The sequence below is a fragment of the Flavobacterium sp. LMO6 genome (assembly GCF_009495795.1).
Taxonomy (GTDB): Bacteria; Bacteroidota; Bacteroidia; order Flavobacteriales; family Flavobacteriaceae; genus Flavobacterium.
Genome location: NZ_WIBH01000003.1, coordinates 25,504 through 43,232, shown reverse-complemented (window position 1 = coordinate 43,232; position 17,729 = coordinate 25,504). Strand labels below are relative to the sequence as shown.

17 protein-coding genes and 1 tRNA gene are annotated in these 17,729 nt (G+C 31.1%); 10 read left to right on the top strand and 8 right to left on the bottom strand.

The genetic code is table 11. The features are described 5' to 3' along the window. Positions 1–7: 7 nt before the first annotated feature. A complete protein-coding gene (locus GFJ99_RS04030; protein WP_153207639.1) occupies positions 8–256 on the bottom strand; it encodes a hypothetical protein in 249 nt (82 codons plus the stop codon). A 59-nt stretch (positions 257–315) separates the two neighbouring features. Between GFJ99_RS04030 and GFJ99_RS04025 the strand changes: the two genes are divergently transcribed. Next, positions 316–1,362: a DUF2891 domain-containing protein gene (locus tag GFJ99_RS04025; protein WP_153207638.1), complete on the top strand. Its 1,047-nt coding sequence runs from the start codon at positions 316–318 to the stop codon at positions 1,360–1,362. Between the two features lie 47 nt (positions 1,363–1,409). Beyond that, entirely contained in the window at positions 1,410–2,966 is a 1,557-nt protein-coding gene (locus GFJ99_RS04020; protein WP_153207637.1) for an NAD(P)/FAD-dependent oxidoreductase, read from the top strand. A 9-nt stretch (positions 2,967–2,975) separates the two neighbouring features. On the opposite strand, the gene GFJ99_RS04015 is transcribed toward GFJ99_RS04020, so the two are convergent. Next, positions 2,976–3,854 (bottom strand): phospholipase A, encoded by an 879-nt coding sequence (locus GFJ99_RS04015; RefSeq protein WP_153207636.1) that lies wholly within the window; start codon positions 3,852–3,854, stop codon positions 2,976–2,978. A 107-nt stretch (positions 3,855–3,961) separates the two neighbouring features. Further along, positions 3,962–4,408: a cold-shock protein gene (locus GFJ99_RS04010; protein WP_008254253.1), complete on the bottom strand. Its 447-nt coding sequence runs from the start codon at positions 4,406–4,408 to the stop codon at positions 3,962–3,964. 296 nt (positions 4,409–4,704) lie between these two features. On the opposite strand from GFJ99_RS04010, the gene idi reads away from it, so the two are divergent. The 8 genes from idi (at position 4,705) to GFJ99_RS03970 (ending at position 12,839) form a co-directional block, all read left to right on the top strand. Then, positions 4,705–5,232 (top strand): isopentenyl-diphosphate Delta-isomerase, encoded by a 528-nt coding sequence (idi, locus tag GFJ99_RS04005; protein ID WP_153207635.1) that lies wholly within the window; start codon positions 4,705–4,707, stop codon positions 5,230–5,232. A 37-nt stretch (positions 5,233–5,269) separates the two neighbouring features. After that, the gene (locus tag GFJ99_RS04000; protein WP_153207634.1) at positions 5,270–5,680 is read left to right on the top strand and encodes a 6-carboxytetrahydropterin synthase; all 411 of its coding nucleotides are present in this window, start codon (positions 5,270–5,272) and stop codon (positions 5,678–5,680) included. 2 nt (positions 5,681–5,682) lie between these two features. Next, on the top strand, positions 5,683–6,135 hold the full coding sequence (locus tag GFJ99_RS03995) for a peroxiredoxin (RefSeq protein ID WP_153207633.1): 453 nt from the start codon (positions 5,683–5,685) through the stop codon (positions 6,133–6,135). Between the two features lie 82 nt (positions 6,136–6,217). Further along, a complete protein-coding gene (locus GFJ99_RS03990; protein ID WP_153207632.1) occupies positions 6,218–7,177 on the top strand; it encodes a type I phosphomannose isomerase catalytic subunit in 960 nt (319 codons plus the stop codon). 57 nt (positions 7,178–7,234) lie between these two features. Then, complete coding sequence (locus GFJ99_RS03985; RefSeq protein WP_153207631.1) at positions 7,235–7,504, top strand: hypothetical protein; 270 nt, start codon at positions 7,235–7,237, stop codon at positions 7,502–7,504. A 77-nt stretch (positions 7,505–7,581) separates the two neighbouring features. Further along, positions 7,582–7,655 (top strand) — tRNA-Thr (locus GFJ99_RS03980). Positions 7,656–8,136: 481 nt separating this feature from the next. Then, on the top strand, positions 8,137–9,279 hold the full coding sequence (locus GFJ99_RS03975; protein WP_153207630.1) for an FIST signal transduction protein: 1,143 nt from the start codon (positions 8,137–8,139) through the stop codon (positions 9,277–9,279). 2 nt (positions 9,280–9,281) lie between these two features. Continuing rightward, positions 9,282–12,839: a PAS domain S-box protein gene (locus tag GFJ99_RS03970; protein WP_153207629.1), complete on the top strand. Its 3,558-nt coding sequence runs from the start codon at positions 9,282–9,284 to the stop codon at positions 12,837–12,839. A 51-nt stretch (positions 12,840–12,890) separates the two neighbouring features. Here GFJ99_RS03970 and GFJ99_RS03965 read toward each other — a convergent pair whose 3' ends face one another. The 5 genes from GFJ99_RS03965 to aqpZ form a co-directional block, all read right to left on the bottom strand. After that, a complete protein-coding gene (locus tag GFJ99_RS03965; RefSeq protein WP_153207628.1) occupies positions 12,891–13,616 on the bottom strand; it encodes a DUF4369 domain-containing protein in 726 nt (241 codons plus the stop codon). Positions 13,617–13,769: 153 nt separating this feature from the next. Then, complete coding sequence (locus GFJ99_RS03960; protein ID WP_153207627.1) at positions 13,770–15,629, bottom strand: peptidase M61; 1,860 nt, start codon at positions 15,627–15,629, stop codon at positions 13,770–13,772. Between the two features lie 135 nt (positions 15,630–15,764). After that, entirely contained in the window at positions 15,765–16,046 is a 282-nt protein-coding gene (locus GFJ99_RS03955; RefSeq protein ID WP_040470196.1) for a TIGR03643 family protein, read from the bottom strand. A 228-nt stretch (positions 16,047–16,274) separates the two neighbouring features. Further along, positions 16,275–16,877: an alpha-ketoglutarate-dependent dioxygenase AlkB gene (locus GFJ99_RS03950; RefSeq protein ID WP_153207626.1), complete on the bottom strand. Its 603-nt coding sequence runs from the start codon at positions 16,875–16,877 to the stop codon at positions 16,275–16,277. Positions 16,878–16,927: 50 nt separating this feature from the next. Continuing rightward, a complete protein-coding gene (gene aqpZ, locus GFJ99_RS03945) occupies positions 16,928–17,653 on the bottom strand; it encodes an aquaporin Z (protein WP_153207625.1) in 726 nt (241 codons plus the stop codon). Between the last annotated feature and the right edge of the window lie 76 nt (positions 17,654–17,729).

Below are 17,729 nucleotides of genomic sequence, written 5' to 3'. Positions count from 1 at the left end.
GATTTTTTTATTGATTTTTTGGTTCGAATATCTCGCCTCTATGTGGTTTTAAGACATCTCTAAACCTAATCATGTCTTTTTCTTCTACCACAATAAAAGCAATGGCATGCATCTCGTTTATAGCTTCAAAGCCTGTTTTTTCTAAAGTACTATTTTCCTTTTCTAAATATTCTTTTAAATGAATATCATGATGTTCTGCTGTTTTTGCGGAAGCTTCGCCTCTAAAATCCCAAATAAGCTTTATTTTTCTAGACATTATTGTTACTAATTTTATTCAAAGATAAGTTTTTACTAAATTTGAAAAAACTATTTGTTATGAAAAGTGTCCTTTTTTTTCTCGTTAGTAGTATTGCTTTCTCACAAAATTTAACCCTAGACCAAGCCAATCATCTAGCGAGTTTGCCTGTGAAATGTTTGCAACAAGAATATCCAAACAAACTCAACCAACTTTTGCTAAATGAATCGGAATTACTCTCTCCAAAAGAGTTGCATCCGGCTTTTTATGGTTGTTTTGATTGGCATTCTTCGGTTCATGGCCATTGGAGTTTAGTGTATTTACTAAATCATTTTAAAGATTTAAAAGACAGAGATCAAATCATTGAAAAATTAAAAATCAATCTTTCAAGTGAAAATATTTCTAAAGAGATAGCTTATTTTCAGAAAACACACGAAAAATCTTTTGAACGAACATACGGATGGAATTGGTTGTTAAAGTTACAACATGAATTAGAAATGTCTAATGAATTTTATGCAAAAGAGTTAGCTTCCAATCTTCTTCCATTAACTAATTTGATTATTTCTCGTTATATTGATTTTTTACCAAAATTATTATATCCTATTCGTGTTGGAACGCATTCTAATACTGCATTCGGACTAACAAATGCGTGGGATTATGCTGTTTTTTCAGGTAATATACCCTTGCAAAATAGTATTAAAGAAAATGCCAAAAGAATGTTTCTAAATGATGAAAATTGTCCTTTTAACTGGGAGCCAAGTGGTACTGATTTTCTGTCGCCTTGTATGGAAGAAATGGCAATCATGCAACGAGTTCTTCCGCAAAAAGAATTTCTTATTTGGATAAAAAAGTTTGCTCCTCAGCTGTTTTCTAAAAAATGGAAATGGGAAGTTGCAAAAGTATCAGATAGAACCGACGGCCATTTAGTACATTTAGATGGGCTTAATTTTAGTAGAGCCTGGAATTTATATGATTTGATTCAGCATTATCCAAAAGAGTTTTCTCATTTGAAACCAATAGCAAATGAACATTTGTCTTTTTCGTTGCCTTCTATTGTTGATGGAAATTACGAAGGTGAGCATTGGTTAGCTTCTTTTGCTTTGCGTGCATTTGAGTCTAAAAAATAATTTCAAATGCTTACTTTTGCAAAATAATTTATTTATAAAATCCATTTATGCCACGCGAATTTCAATTTCAAGTTTCACCCGAAGTAGCTGCAAACGAAAGTCTGTTGGCCCAACACGTTGCTAAGTTATTTCAGGTTAGTCCAAAAGAAATTCAAAAAGTAGTGGTTGTAAAACGTTCTATAGATGCGCGTCAGAAAGCCATTAAAATGAACATTAAGGCCAATGTTTTTTTGGTTGGAGAAACTTATATAGATTCAAAAATCGAATTGCCTGATTATCCTAATGTTGCTAATAAACAAGAAGTACTAGTTATAGGAGCTGGTCCTGCCGGATTATTTGCTGCTTTACAATTAATAGAGTTGGGTTTAAAACCTATTGTTTTAGAAAGAGGAAAAGATGTTCGTGGTCGTCGACGCGATTTAAAAGCAATCAATGTAGACCATATTGTAAATGAAGATTCCAATTATTGTTTTGGCGAAGGTGGTGCCGGAACCTATTCTGATGGAAAATTATACACGCGTTCAAAAAAACGTGGTGATGTAGACAGAATTTTAGCACTTTTAGTTGGTTTTGGTGCTACACCAGATATTATGGTAGAAGCGCATCCGCACATTGGAACCAATAAATTACCTCAAATTATTCAAGATATTAGAGAAAAAATCATTGCTTGTGGTGGTCAAGTTTTATTTGAAACTAGAGTAACTGACTTTGTTGTAAAAAACAATGAAATGCAAGGTGTTGTGACACAAAATGGAGATGTAATTTCTTCTAATAAAGTGATTTTAGCAACAGGGCATTCGGCACGCGATATTTTCGAATTGTTGCACCAAAAAAACATTCTTATCGAAGCGAAACCTTTTGCTTTAGGCGTTCGCGCAGAACATCCGCAAGAGTTAATAGATCAAATACAATATTCGTTTGATTTCAGAGGTGATTATTTACCTCCGGCTCCTTATTCTATTGTAAAACAAGTCAATGGTCGAGGGATGTATTCGTTTTGCATGTGTCCAGGTGGCGTGATTGCTCCTTGCGCTACTGCTCCTGGCGAAGTAGTAACCAATGGTTGGTCGCCTTCAAAACGAGATCAAGCAACGGCTAATTCAGGTATTGTGGTGGAATTAAAATTAGAAGATTTTAAACCGTTTGAAAAATTCGGACCTTTAGCCGGAATGGAATTTCAGAAATCAATAGAACAAAAAGCCTGGCATTTGGCAGGTTCAACTCAAAAAGTTCCAGCTCAAAGAATGGTCGATTTTACACAAAATAAAATTTCGTCTTCTATTCCAAAAACATCTTATGTTCCTGGCACAACTTCAGTAGAAATGGGACAAGTTTTTCCTGGATTTTTATCGCAAATTATGCGAGAAGGTTTTGTGCAATTTGGAAAAGCCATGAAAGGTTACATGACTAATGAAGCCATTTTACATGCTCCAGAAAGCAGAACGTCATCACCTGTAAGAATTCCAAGAGATAATTATTCGTTAGAACATCCGCAAATTAAAGGATTGTATCCTTGTGGTGAAGGAGCTGGTTTTGCAGGAGGAATTATTTCAGCAGCAATAGATGGTGAAAAATGTGCTTTAAAAATTGCTGAGAGTTTATAAGATTTATAATTACCAATCTGTAAAAGAAATTCCTATTCCAAGTGTGGTTTGTTTGTGGTTGTAATCTATCATTGTTTCCCCATATCCTTCAAATAATTGCATATGGCCACGCAAATGTCCTTTAATTGGAAAAATATAATTTAATTGAATGCTTCCTCCTTTAAAAGTTGAAAAAGGATGTGTAATTAACGTATAAAATTGGTGATTGTTATATGTGTAAGCAATATTTAGTTCCCCATTTCCAATGTATTTCGTTATATCTGGATTTTCATCTTCATCATCTGCTAATCGTATCCAGGGGTTTACAGTTATGATCCAGTTATTAATTTCAAACCCAGTATGAAATATAATTCGGTTCCAACTTCTAGACAAAGGAAGGTTTTTGCCATTAGATTGGTGATTTAAAGTAAAACCAATAGATTTGAATTGGCCTCCCATGAAATTAAATCGCATAGGATATTTAAAAATTAATTCGGGTTCGTAATTTAGTTCTCTAAATGCTCTAGATATTTTGGTATTATAAATTTGCCAATGTGCCTTTTGTGTGTACGCTAACCAAATATCACCTTTTCCCCAAAATAAATCTTGTGCAACTTTAGTTTTAAAACTAAGCTGAAATTTGGCTTCGGTATTATTATAAGGTAATTTTTCAGTGGCAGAATAATCAGGGTTTTCGCTTTTAGGTTGTTTATTAGGATTACTTGATATTCTTCCAAAAGTTAAATAAATAGGTTTGTATGAAATTAATCGAAAAGTTCCTTTTTTCTCTGTTTTGTCTAATTCCCATCTTTCTGAATACGATTTTATAATAATTGTTGTGTCTTTGTTACTTTCTTGACCGTGTGTAATTAAAAACAGAAAAAGAAAAGGCAAAGTATATTTATACATGGGATTTTTTTGGAATTAAAAAGTCTAATTTACAAAATATAAGAGTTTAAAATAAAAAAAAACCACAGCTTTCACTGTGATTTCGAAATTTGGGATAAAAAGGGGAATTATATTTTTTTTACGTTTACAGCATTCATGCCTTTAGCGCCTTTTTCTAAATCATAGGTTACTAAATTACCTTCTTTAACATCATCTAATAATCCACTGATGTGTACGAAGTATTTTTCTCCTGTTTCTACCGCTTTAATAAAGCCAAAACCTTTGGAATCGTTGAAAAAATCAATTGTACCTCTGCGTTCTGTTGGTGTTTCTTCTTCTTCTGTTCTTCTAGAAGTACCTATTTCAATACTTTCTACATCAACAATAATTTTTTTAGAAGGATCTGGAGGTGTGCTAGTTAAGTGTCCGTTCTCATCTACATATACATATAAATCTTCACCAGATAATTTTGGGTTTGATTTACGTGCTTCTTTTTTCTCTTGCTTCTCTTTTCGTTTTTTAGCACGAAGTTTTTCTTGTTCTTTTTTGTTAAAGGTTTCCTGCGGTCTAGCCATTAAATTTTAAATAATTTAAATTAATATTTGTTTTAAAGTAAAAGGATAAAAACACACAAGCGAATAAACAAGAAATTTATAATGTACTTTTATTCAAAGTATTGCGAGAAGAAATTTATATCATTACCAATGCCGCAAAGGTAGTGAAAAAAATGTTTACTTCGTAAAAACCTTTCAATTTTAAGTTTAGAAAAAAGTAATTTTAATTTATTCAACACAAGTTAAACTTTTCACAAACTCAAAAACTAGTCTTCATTCCTTTCTTTTTTCGTATTTTTGACAAGCATTATAGTATTATGATAGAAGAACAAGTAATATTGGTTAACGAGTTAGATGAGCCTGTTGGGCTTATGAATAAAATGGAAGCACATGAAAAAGCCGTTTTACACAGAGCATTTTCGGTTTTTATTTTAAACGAAAGAAATGAAGTAATGTTGCAGCAAAGAGCTCATCAAAAATATCATTCGCCACTTTTATGGACAAACACTTGTTGTAGCCATCAAAGAGCTGGAGAAACAAATATTGATGCTGGAAAGCGTCGTTTGTTTGAAGAAATGGGATTTAAAGCTGAGTTAAAAGAGTTGTTTCATTTTATATACAAAGCGCCATTTGATAATGGTTTAACGGAGCATGAATTAGATCATGTAATGATAGGATATTATAACGATTATCCGATAATTAATCCAGAAGAAGTAGAGAGTTGGAAATGGATGAAAATCGAAGATATTAAAGAAGATATGTTTGTAAATCCTAATGACTATACGGTTTGGTTTAAGATTATATTTGATGAGTTTTATCACTATCTAGAAGATCATAAATTATAAACCCCCAAGCCTTTACCTATTGCCTAAAACCAAGAATATGAGAGTAACTGTTTCGAGAAAAGCCCATTTTAATGCTGCGCATCGTTTGTATCGCAAGGATTGGTCTATGGAAAAAAATCAGGAAGTGTTTGGAAAATGTAACAATCCAAATTTTCATGGGCATAACTATGAATTAATAGTTTCGGTAACTGGAGAGGTTGATCCTGAGACTGGTTATGTAATGGATACTAAAATTTTATCTGATTTAATTATAGAGCATATTGAAGAAGCGTTTGATCATAAAAATTTAAATGAAGACGTTCCTGAGTTTAAAGATTTGAATCCGACTGCCGAACATATTGCCTATATTATTTGGAATAAACTTCGAGTTTTAATAGCGACTACAATAGATTTAGAAATTACTTTATACGAGACGCCAAGAAATTTTGTAACTTATAAAGGCAACTAATTATGGCAATTCAAATAGGAGATACTTTACCTCATTTTACTGCAACGCAACAAGATGGAAGTTCATTTGACAGTCATGTAGTTCACAATAAACCGGTTGTAATTTATTTTTATCCAAAAGATTTTACACCAGGCTGTACTACACAAGCATGTAGTTTTAGAGATGCCTATCAAGATTTTCAAGATTTGGGTGCAGAAGTTATTGGTGTGAGTGGCGATTCTGCAAATTCTCATCAAAATTTTCAAAAGAAATATAAATTGCCTTTTATTTTATTGTCTGATGACGAAAGAAAATTAAGACAACTATTTGGTGTTCCTACAGCGCTTTTCGGATTACTTCCTGGTCGTGTAACCTATGTTTTTAATGCATCGGGAAAATGCATTTATATTTTTGACAATTTAAGTGCTAAAAATCACATTACAAAAGCATTAGCAGCACTTAAAAAGTCAATTTAAAAGCATTAATTTGTAAACTATATACATTCCGTTTTAGTAATTCGATAGAATTTTCGCATCTTTGTAATTCATAATTTTGAACATGAAATTTTATCCTTTAACATTTGAACCAATTTTTAAAGACCGTATTTGGGGCGGATCAAAATTGAAATCCTATCTAAATAAATCTATAGTTTCTGAAACTACTGGCGAAAGTTGGGAGATTTCTACAGTTTCAGGCGATATTAGTGTGGTAAATACAGGTGTTTTAAAAGGGAAGAATATTAATGATATTATCGAATTATATCCAGAAGAAATTTTAGGAAAAAATGTAATCGCTCGTTTTGGGAATCAATTTCCATTATTGTTTAAATTCATTGATGCCAAGGAAGATTTGTCCATTCAATTGCATCCTAATGATGCATTGGCAAAAGAACGTCATAACTCTTTCGGGAAAACCGAAATGTGGTATGTAATGCAAGCAGATGAATCGGCACGTTTGGTGGTTGGCTTTAAAAAAGATTCTAATCGAGAAGAATACATTTCACATTTAGAAAATAAAAATCTAGTCGCTTTATTGAATGAATCTCCAGTAAAAAAAGGCGATGTTTTCTTTTTGGAAACCGGAACCATTCACGCCATTGGAGCAGGAGTAGTAGTGGCAGAAATTCAACAAACAAGTGATGTTACGTATCGCATTTATGATTGGGATAGAGTAGATGCTAACGGTCAAGGCAGAGAATTGCATACCGAATTAGCATTAGATGCGATTAATTATAACGCTACTCATTCAAAAATCGAATATAAGGAAGAAGCCAATCAAAGTACTTTGGTGGTAGATTGTCCTTATTTTAAAACGAAAATTGTTGCTTTGCAAGATCGTTTTATTTGGAAAAAAACAAAAGATGCTTTTACGGTTTTTATGTGTACCAATGGGCAATTTGAAATGGTGGTAAATGGAGAAATATTGCGTTATAATATGGGAGATACTATTTTGATTCCAGCAATTATTGAGCATGTAACCTTAAAAGGGAAGGCCACTTTGCTAGAAATTTCGATATAATGTATTGAGAACAAAATATATTATGTAATTTTGCATCAAATTTTAAATTTATACAAAATGGCAAGCGTTAAAAACTTGAAAAAAGAAATCAACTACGTTTTAGGTGATATTGTAAACATCGTTTACATTTGGGAAATGTCTACTACAGGAAAACCAACTGAAGCATCTGATAAATTAATTGATGAAATCTACGAAACTTTCGATGCTTTAATGACAAAAGCGAATCAAAAAGACGTTGAAAATAAAAAAGCGCATTTTAAACAAATTCGTAAAGAATACGAAGCAGCTGCTAATCAATTTGTTGCGAAAATAAACGAATTAAATTAAAAAAATCAATAAAAAAAGTGCAAAAAATATTTGGAAATTAAAAATTCACCCTTATATTTGCACTCGAAATTTGAGTTGCCAGCGTAGCTCAGCTGGCTAGAGCAGCTGATTTGTAATCAGCAGGTCGTGGGTTCGAGTCCCTCCGCCGGCTCAAATTAAAAACCATCACAGTAATGTGGTGGTTTTTTTATTTCTCCCTCTTTTTATTAGTCTTTTATCAAACTTTTCTTAAGAAATTTGTCCGTTTTTGGTTGCTGATATTTTGGTAATTTGTTAACCTGTACTATTATTCCTCTTATTTTATTCATAAAATGATTAGTTTTATTGAGTAATTATCATTAAATTTGAATAAAAGACTGCTTTTTTTATTGTAAATCATTGCTTTAGATGAATTTAAGATTGTGAAAAGTATTACTTTTTTTATTTTATGGAGTAGTTTTATTACTATTTTTAAATAAAATAGCATAAAGCATTTTGTTTTGTTTTAGATGAGAAGTTATTTAAGAATTATAGCTGTGTTAATTTTATTTTTTGAAAAAGGAATATAGATGTAATTATAACAGCTCAAAGTTAGCCATTGAAAAATCGACTATTTGTAATTTATTTTGAACTCTAATTATTAATTACTTGCTATGAAAGTTGCCTCACTATTATATCAAAACAACACATTTATTAAAGAAATTAATAAAGACGAACTACAGTATGAAAATGTACAACTACTACTTGGTTTTGGTTCGGGTAAATTAATAACAGACCCTAAAGTCTATTCAGATATTCAATCTAAATTCCCAAATGCTACTTTATGTCTTTGTTCTACAGCAGGAGAAATTTTTGATGTTGAGGTGTTTGATCATTCGATTTCTTTGTTAGCACTCAATTTTTCAACTTCTTATATTAAAACGGCTGTTGTAAATATAGAATCCACTTCTTCTAGTTTAGAAGCTGGTCAAAAACTAATTGATCAGTTGCCAAAGGAAAATTTAAAATTAATTTTTGTTCTTTCCGATGGAGGCTTGGTAAATGGTAGTGAATTAGTAAAAGGTTTGAACTCTAAAAATACTGCTGGTGTATTAATTACAGGCGGTATGGCTGGAGATGGAACAGATTTCAATAAGACTTACGTAGGTTTAAATAATTTACCACAATCTGGAAATATTGTAGCTATTGGTTTTTATGGAGAAAAACTAACACTTGCTCATGGTTCTCTTGGCGGATGGGAAAGTTTTGGATTAGAACGTGAGGTTACTAAGGCGAGTGGAAACGAATTATTTGAAATAGATAATAAAAATGCTTTAGACTTATATAAAACCTATTTAGGAAAATACGCAAATGAACTTCCTGGCTCTGCATTATTATTCCCGTTAGCAATAAAACTTTCAGATAAACAGGATGCAATCGTAAGAACTATTCTTTCAATTGATGAAAATAAGCAATCTATGACTTTTGCGGGTGATATTCCCGAAGGTAGTAAGGTAAGATTCATGAAAGCTAATTTTGATCGGTTAATTGATGCAGCAAGTGATGCAGCAACTAATTGTATAGGCATGATGTTAATGGAGCCAAAGTTGGCTTTGTTAATTAGTTGCGTGGGAAGAAAAATAATATTAAGCAATAGAATTGAAGAAGAAGTTGAAGCAGTGGCTGAAATATTTGGTAGTAAAACTTCATTAGCTGGATTTTACTCTTACGGCGAAATTTCACCACTAAAACCTTTTTCAAATTGTGAGTTGCACAATCAAACGATGACGATTACTTGTTTGGATGAATTGGATTAATTATGGAACAACACAAGCTACTCCAAAAACAAATTAAAAAATTTTTAACAGATGATTGTTTAGATAATCCTTTGCTAAAAAATTTTATTAATGCTGTTAACGATTCTTATTTTTCTTTTGAAAGGGATAAAGAAATAATCAATCATGCCTTTCAAGAAAGTGAAAAAGAGTATCAGTCAATTAATAAAAGTTTAAAGTCTGAATATGAGTTAAAAAAACAATCTATTGCTAACCTTTATGATAGTTTAGATTTGATGGATGAAAATTATGCGGCCATTCATGATGATGATGATGATGCAGATGATTTACTTTTTATTTCGAAATATTTAAATCAACAAGTTGAAAAACAAATAAAGAACGAAAATGCTATAAATTTATTAGTATTAATGCAACAATTATTAATGGAAATTGCTACCAATTATATTAATATTCCTGCTGAAAAAATAAATGAAACCAAAAGTCAGACATTACAACGATTAGCTCATTTTGTTTCCGCAGATAGAGCTTATATTTTTGAATATGATTACCAAAACCAAACTTGTTCTAATACATTTGAATGGTGTAATGAAGGTATAGAGCCTCAGTTAGAAAATTTACAAAATATTCCATTTGAGGTAATGAAAGATTGGGTAGATTCTAATGCCAAAGGAGAAACCATGAGCATTCCTGTGGTTGAAGATTTACCTGAAGGAGAATTGAAACAAATTTTATCCGATCAGCATATTAAAAGTTTACTTGTTTTACCTATCATGGGTAAAAATGAATGTATAGGATTTGTAGGGTTTGATTCGGTTAAAAATCATTATAATTATGCCAATAAAGAAAAAGATTTGCTTTTCTTTTTCGCTCAAATGATAGCCAATGTAGATGAAAGGAGTAAAATTGAGCTTGATTTAAAATATAATAATGAATTACAAAAAACACTTTTATCTAATATTCAATCTGGGATTGTTTTTGAAGATGCAAATAATACCATACTATTTGCAAATCGATTATTTTGTAATATGTTTTCTATTTCTGATGCACCGGAAAATTTATTTGGAATTAATTGTGAAGAATGCATAGAGGTTTCAAAAGATTTATTTGTAGAACCTGATAAATTTTCAGAGCGAGTTGCTGAAATTATTCATAAAAAAGTTTTGGTTACTGGCGAAATTCTTGAAATGAAGAATGGGGCTTTTTTGGAAAGACATTACATTCCTTTAGTTATTAATAATGAATATAAAGGTCATTTATGGAAATATAATGATATTACTCAAAGAGTAAAATCTCAAAATTTATTAGAACAAAGTGAAGAGCGAAATCGATTAATAATGGAATCGGCATTAAATGCAATTATTAGTATTGATTCTAGAGGTAATATTAATTTTTGGAACAAACAAGCGGAACAAATTTTTGGTTGGAAAAAAGAAGAGGTCTTAGGCAAAAAATTACAAGATAATATTATTCCTAAACAACATAAAGAAGGTCATTCAGTTGGATTAAAGCGATATATGGAAAGTGGTGAAGGACCTGTTTTAAATAAATTACTAGAATTGCCGGCCCTAAAAAAAGATGGTTCTGAAGTACTAGTTGAGATTGCAATAATTCCAATTAAACAAAATGGAGAATTGTTTTTTTGTTCTTTTATTCAAGATATTTCCGAACGTAAAAAAGCGGAAAATCAGTTAAAATATCAGGAAAAAAAATACCGAAATATTATTGCCAATATGAACTTGGGATTAATTGAGGTTGATAGTAACGATTTGATTCAGTTTGCTAATCAAAGCTTTTGCAAAATTTCTGGTTTTGATAGAGATGAACTTATAGGGAAAAACCCAACGAGTGTTTTTGTTAATGATGAAAATAAAAAAATTATCGATTCTAAAAAAGAACTCAGAAGTCAAGGGAAATCAGATATATATCAAATTCCGGTTGTAAACAAAAAAGGCGAATCTAGATGGTGGGCTATAAGTGGTGCACCAAACTATGATGAAAATGGAGTGTTAACGGGTACTATTGGAATTTACTTAGATATCACAGAACAGAAACAATTAGAAATTGAATTAGAAATTGAAAAGGAAAAAGCATTAGAAGCATCAAAAGCAAAAGAAATATTTTTGGCAACAATGAGTCATGAAATAAGAACGCCTTTAAATGCAATTATTGGATTTTTAAGAGAATTAAAAAAACAACCACTTTCTGACGAGCAAAAACAATATATAGAAAACAGTTCATTAGCTTCTTCACATCTACTTTCAATTATTAATAACGTTTTAGATATTTCTAAAATAGAAGCAGGAGAAATGGAGTTAGAAACTATCGATTTCGAATTAGAAAAATCAATTAGAAAAGTAACCAGCATTTTAGAAGCAAAGGCTAAAGAAAAAGCATTAGCCATGCAAGTAATTTTTAGCCCTACTATTTCTAAAGTTCTAAAAGGAGATGCCTTTAGAATTGAACAAATTTTATTTAACTTAGTAGGAAATTCCCTAAAGTTTACAAATATTGGCTCAATTACGGTGCAATGCGATTTGATTCAAGAGTTTGAAAATAAACAAATAGTATCAATAGCTATAATAGATACGGGTATTGGTATGGATCAATCGTATTTAAATACTATTTTTACTAAATTTTATCAAGAAGAAAAAAATACTACACGTAAATTTGGCGGAACTGGTTTAGGAATGACTATTACTAAAGAATTGGTTGAATTAATGAAGGGTGAAATTAGTATAGAAAGTGAAAAAAATGTTGGAACAACTATAAAAATTAAATTGACTTTAGAAAAAGGATTTATGAATAACAATACTAGTGAACAATCTAATACTTCAGATTTTTCTTTAGAAAACATTAAAGTATTATTAGTTGAAGATAATGAGTTTAACAGAATTGTAGCTCAAAATTCATTAAAATACTTTAAATGTGAAGTAATTGAAGCCATCAATGGTTTAGAAGCGGTAGAAGTTTTAAAAACACAGCATTTTGATGTTATACTTATGGATGTGCAAATGCCAGTGATGGATGGTATTGAAGCAACAACTATCATAAGAAATGAATTAAAAAATTCAATACCAATAATAGCTTTAACTGCAAATGCTTTTAAAACGGAGATTGAGAAATTTAAGCTAGCTGGAATTAATGATTATATTACCAAGCCATTTGATGAAGATGTTTTATACAAAACAATTTATAAAGTAATTCATCATCAAAATAGTATTGTTGAAGAAAAAGAAATTGAAAAATTAAGTTATGATTTGTCTAGTATTATAGCAATAAGTAGAGGTGATAATGATTTTGTTCAAAAAATGATAGATATTTTTGTTGAACAAACCATAGAAGTTTGTAATGAAATTGAAAATTGTATTGCTGTAAATAATTTTATAGAAATTAGTAGATTAATTCACAAGATTAAGCCAAATATAGAAGGAATGGGCATCAATTCAATTTATGATGAGGTTAGAGAGCTTGAGCGTATTTGCGAAAATTCTAATGATAAAGAAAGAATACAACTTTTGTTTGTTGTGGTTAAAAATGCATTAATGACTGCTGTAATTGAATTAGAAAAGATAAAACTTTAGAATTTTATTCCTCTTTTTTAATTCAATTCGCAATCTTGTAATTTAATTCAATTATTGTTTTGGTTCCATTGACTTTCTCTCGTTAAAATATTTCGTAAGCATTTTTCCGTATTTTGATTTGGCAACTTCAGGAGTCATGCTTTTTTGAATGGTATCTAAATAGGTTATATTGATGTTTGCGATTTCTGATAATGCTAAATACGGTGCTATTGCGGCATCTCCGTGTGTGGTAGCAAAATGAGCAGTATAACGATACTTTCTTGTCAATAGGTTTTTATACGCCTTCTCAATGCTGTCTGTGGTGGTTGAATTGGGTTTTAATTCGTTTTTTAAACGTTTGGCCATTAAAGCTAAATTTTGATCTCTAAATTTACTGTTAATGCTGTCAAATTTTTCCCATAAATCATGATTTTTAGACCCAGATATTTTGGCATCTGCAAAAAAATGTTTTAAAGTAGTTTCAATTTTAATAGTTCCCGGCTCAGCAAAAAACGGCAGACTATTGTCAATGGAATTTGTTTGTCCTCTGTCTAAAAATAAATACAACATTTCAGGGCTTTCTAGTTGTAAGTGACTTTCAAATTTGGAGTCGCCATTAATTGAAATGCTGTCTAATATTACTAAGGTTGAATCTTGAATTCTTTGTAAATATAATTTTCCTTGGCTTAACCCTTTTATGTCTCCTGTAATATGAAGGTTTGCATTGGCATCGCCTTCGTTTTTGTTACAAGCGAAAAATGTAATAGTGGCAATAGCGAGTAAAAATATCTTTTTCATCTGTTTGAATAATTTTGAGTTCGCAAAGTAAATAAAAAAATCCTCAAAATACTATGTACTTTGAGGATTTTCAAGCGCAATATCAATTATAAAATTCAATTTCAAATTTTAAATACTTCTAAAATCTAAAATCAATATTATTCAATCTTAAGTTTAACCTCTTAACCAAGCTTCTCTAACTGCTTTTTTAGCATCATCTGTTGCTTGGTATCCTTCTTGTTTTTCTTTTGGCATTACAACTTTTCCTTTTACAGTTTGTTCTTTACCGTCTCTTTTGATTTTTACGGTAACAGCTTCACCATCTTTCCAATTCATACTGGCCATGATTAAATCGTAGATGTTGTCTAAGTTATAATCCTTACCGTTGAAAGCTAAAAGTGTATCATTGTTTTTAAGTCCAAGTGTTGTCATGAAAACATTTAATTCAATTTCTGGTAAAATCATGATTTCTTTTGTAGTTGGATTTACCGTAATGTAAGGTTGGCTTTGTCCTTTTAAGAATGGATTTCCAGCTACTTCAAGAGAAGCTTCAGTAACTCCCATTTTAGCAAAAAATTGTTCGTATGGAATAGGCGTTTCACCTGCTACATGCTGAGTTAAGAATTCGCCTACCGCTGGGTATGTTAATTCGGTAATTTTAGCAAATAACTCTTCGTCTTTAAATGCTTTCTTTGTACCATATTCTTTAGCTAATTCTTGCATTAGGTTTAAAATTCCTTTTTGCCCATTGCTGTTTTCTCTAATTATAATATCCATGCACATAGCTATTAAAGCTCCTTTTTGATAAACATTTAAATATTGATCTTTATAGGGTGCATTTAATACGTTTTTACTCATTTTAGTAAAACTCATATTGTCGTTCATTTGACGCGATTGTGCAATTTTACCTGCCATTCTTTCAAAGAATTCTTTTTCGTCAATTAAACCTTGATTTACTTGGAATAAGTTAGCGAAATATTCAGTTACTCCTTCATACATCCATAAATGTTCAGACATTTGCGGATTGTTGAAATCAAAATATTGAATTTCATTAGAATGAATGGTAAGCGGCGTTACAATGTGAAAGAATTCGTGAGAAACAACATCTTTTAATTGTTCTTGTAGCATTTCTAATCCCATCATTTCAGGCATAACTACTACAGTTGAAGTTGGGTGTTCTAACGCCCCAAATCCTTTAGCATCTTTTGCTGCCATGTCAGACAAATATAATAAGATGGCGTATTTTTTTGTAGAGTTAATTGGTCCTAAGAAACGTTTTTGAGCCTTCATCATGTTTTCCATGTTTGGCGTAATTTGTTTAGCCGTATATTTTCCTGTTGGAGAATATACACTTATGATAATTTCCATATCATCCACCATGAAAGAAGTAAAATCAGGTTTTGAATACATGATTGGCATTTCTACCAAACTTGCATATTTTGACATTACAAAAACATCAGAAGTTGCACTTGCATCTGTATCTATCATTGCCGAAACACCTAATAGGCTTTCTGGGTGAGTAACGGTTAATTTGTACGGAGTTTCTTCTTTTCCTTTAAAATACCCAATGAATCCGTGCGTATTTAACATGAAGTTTACTCCTGCGTTTATGTTTGTTCCAGCTGGTGAAAACACATCTTCGCTTTCACCAAATCCAGCGCCACCTTCTGTATCAAAAGTATCGTTAACTAAATAAGTGATTTTTGCCAATTTTGTAGCATCTGAAATGCTATAAGAGTTCTCGTCAGTTTTAGCTACTTTAAGAGCATTTCCTTTTGCATCATACGCTTTTACGTTTTCAATAAAACGACCGTAATCGTCTTCAGAATAGGTGCCAGGTACTGTTTTTGGAAAATGAAATGTAGCGGTTTCGTTTGTAAAAGTAGGAGGTGTAACAGTAACCATTACTTTATCATCTTTTACATTAACTAAGTCAATTGTTACGGCAACATCATTTTGTTTAGTTGCTGTTTGAGTTGGACTACAACTCCATAAAAATCCCACAAAAGCAAGGGATAGAATTATTTTTTTCATTATATTTAAATTGAATTAGTTATAAGTAGAAAAAAATAGATGTTTGTTACAACTACCGTTTATATTTTTTTTAGCTGGTTTTTGTGTATCAAATTATTGTAAATAAAAAACTCTTGCTGGACAAGAGTTAAATTTTTAGTCGAATTTATTTTTAAAATAGTATTTACTATCTAAATCATCATCTTCTAGTTCATTGTACTTAATAGGTTTAGGTTTAGGCTTGCTAGCCGAAACTTTCTTTTTCCAAAGTTCAAAGTTGTCTTTAGATAATCGATTTCGCATTAATTCGGTTACCTCATTTTCAGATACTCCAAATTCTACTTTTAATACTTCAAAAGGTTTTTTTTCCTCTTGTGCCATTGCAACAACTCTATTTAATGTTTCGTTGTCGAATTCTGAAATTTTCTTCTTTTTCATTTGTTTAAACAATATTTTCATCGGTAACAAACGGAACCGCATTTTTAGGAATTGTACATGTTTGCTAAAATGTTTTTAATGCGATTTCATTAGATGACTACTATTTTTAACTTTTTGATTAGTTTATCATTCAATATTAGTAAAAAAATAAATTCAAAAAATAAAGGAATTGTTTTTTTTGAAATTTTTAAAAATGAAGTTATTTTGAAGTGTTTTTTTGAAAAATTATTACAAAATGGTTCTAAATGTTAGATTTATTCTCGCTTTTTTAGGCTGATTTGCTTTTGGTATTTGGTGTTTGTAGTGAATTTGACTGCCTTCTTTCATGAGTAATAAACTTCCGTGATTTAAATTTAGAGTCATTTTAACATCAGAAAGGGTGTTGTGTTTGATTTGAAATTTACGTTCTTCCCCAAAACTTACGGAAGCAATAATTGGATTTCTACCTAATTCTTTTTCATTATCGGCATGCCAACCATTACTGTCTTTTTCGTTTCGATACAAATTGGCTAACACAGTTGTGAAATTTTGTTCAGCAATTTGGTCTATTTTTTCTTTTATAAAGATTAAAGTTGAATTCCAAGCATGAGGTTGCATGGTTAATCCTGAATACGAATAGGGTTTTCCTTCGTTTCCGAACAAACAGGTTAATCGTGGTTGTGCTATTTTTTTTCCAAAAATAGTAATATCATCTAGTTGCCAAGGCGTTTCATGTATCAGTTTTTGAAATAATACATCCGCTTCTTCTGATGAGAAGAAATTGGGATAAAATTCAAAAATAGCATCTGGTAATGGTAAAATTATTTTTTCTTTTGGAAATAGATCAAGCATAAAAAAAGCGATGTTTATTCATCGCTAATTTACTTATTTTAGAATTAATTTTATTTGTTGTCTTGTAATAATTTTTTATATATGAATCCAGCAGCAATGGCACCTGCAATTGGAGCTGCCCAAAATAACCATAACTGACTCAAAGCTTCACCTCCAACAAACAAAGCTTGTGATGTTGAGCGGGCAGGGTTTACAGAAGTATTTGTAATAGGAATACTAATTAAGTGAATTAAGGTTAAAGCTAGGCCAATAGCAATTCCAGCAAATTTTCCGTTTGCAAATCGGTCGGTTGCACCTAAAATAATAATTAAAAAAAACATCGTTAATATAAATTCAGCTAAAAAAGCAGCTTCCATAGAAAACCCAATTCCATTATAATAAGTTTTTGAATCAAATGAGTTAGATTCATAGAAATTTGATGCAAATGCACCTGCAGAATCGACGGCGAAATCAGTTCCACCACCACCATTTAAAATTATGTATAAAACACCAGCCGCTGCAGTTGCGCCTAAAACTTGTGAAACAATATAAGGTAAGATTTCTTTTTCTGAAAAGCGTCCGCCTGCCCATAATCCTAGTGTTACTGCAGGATTAAAATGACCTCCAGAAATATGTCCAACAGCATAAGCCATTGTTAAGACGGTTAAACCAAAAGCGAGTGAAACACCTACTAATCCAATTCCGATATTTGGAACGCCAGCTGCAAAAACTGCAGCGCCACATCCGCCAAATACCAGCCAAAAAGTTCCGAAAAATTCAGCTAATAATTTTCTCATAGTTAAATAGTTTATTTACAATTTCTTGTAATGGTTATTCAACTAAATTAAGAAAAAAAAAGGAATGAATTGCAAT

Coding starts and splice junctions, on each gene's coding strand:
- GFJ99_RS04030 (WP_153207639.1), bottom strand. CDS start 256: ATGTCTAGAAAAATAAAGCTTATTTGGGATTTTAGAGGCGAAGCTTCC.
- GFJ99_RS04025 (WP_153207638.1), top strand. CDS start 316: ATGAAAAGTGTCCTTTTTTTTCTCGTTAGTAGTATTGCTTTCTCACAA.
- GFJ99_RS04020 (WP_153207637.1), top strand. CDS start 1,410: ATGCCACGCGAATTTCAATTTCAAGTTTCACCCGAAGTAGCTGCAAAC.
- GFJ99_RS04015 (WP_153207636.1), bottom strand. CDS start 3,854: ATGTATAAATATACTTTGCCTTTTCTTTTTCTGTTTTTAATTACACAC.
- GFJ99_RS04010 (WP_008254253.1), bottom strand. CDS start 4,408: ATGGCTAGACCGCAGGAAACCTTTAACAAAAAAGAACAAGAAAAACTT.
- idi (WP_153207635.1), top strand. CDS start 4,705: ATGATAGAAGAACAAGTAATATTGGTTAACGAGTTAGATGAGCCTGTT.
- GFJ99_RS04000 (WP_153207634.1), top strand. CDS start 5,270: ATGAGAGTAACTGTTTCGAGAAAAGCCCATTTTAATGCTGCGCATCGT.
- GFJ99_RS03995 (WP_153207633.1), top strand. CDS start 5,683: ATGGCAATTCAAATAGGAGATACTTTACCTCATTTTACTGCAACGCAA.
- GFJ99_RS03990 (WP_153207632.1), top strand. CDS start 6,218: ATGAAATTTTATCCTTTAACATTTGAACCAATTTTTAAAGACCGTATT.
- GFJ99_RS03985 (WP_153207631.1), top strand. CDS start 7,235: ATGGCAAGCGTTAAAAACTTGAAAAAAGAAATCAACTACGTTTTAGGT.
- GFJ99_RS03975 (WP_153207630.1), top strand. CDS start 8,137: ATGAAAGTTGCCTCACTATTATATCAAAACAACACATTTATTAAAGAA.
- GFJ99_RS03970 (WP_153207629.1), top strand. CDS start 9,282: ATGGAACAACACAAGCTACTCCAAAAACAAATTAAAAAATTTTTAACA.
- GFJ99_RS03965 (WP_153207628.1), bottom strand. CDS start 13,616: ATGAAAAAGATATTTTTACTCGCTATTGCCACTATTACATTTTTCGCT.
- GFJ99_RS03960 (WP_153207627.1), bottom strand. CDS start 15,629: ATGAAAAAAATAATTCTATCCCTTGCTTTTGTGGGATTTTTATGGAGT.
- GFJ99_RS03955 (WP_040470196.1), bottom strand. CDS start 16,046: ATGAAAAAGAAGAAAATTTCAGAATTCGACAACGAAACATTAAATAGA.
- GFJ99_RS03950 (WP_153207626.1), bottom strand. CDS start 16,877: ATGCTTGATCTATTTCCAAAAGAAAAAATAATTTTACCATTACCAGAT.
- aqpZ (WP_153207625.1), bottom strand. CDS start 17,653: ATGAGAAAATTATTAGCTGAATTTTTCGGAACTTTTTGGCTGGTATTT.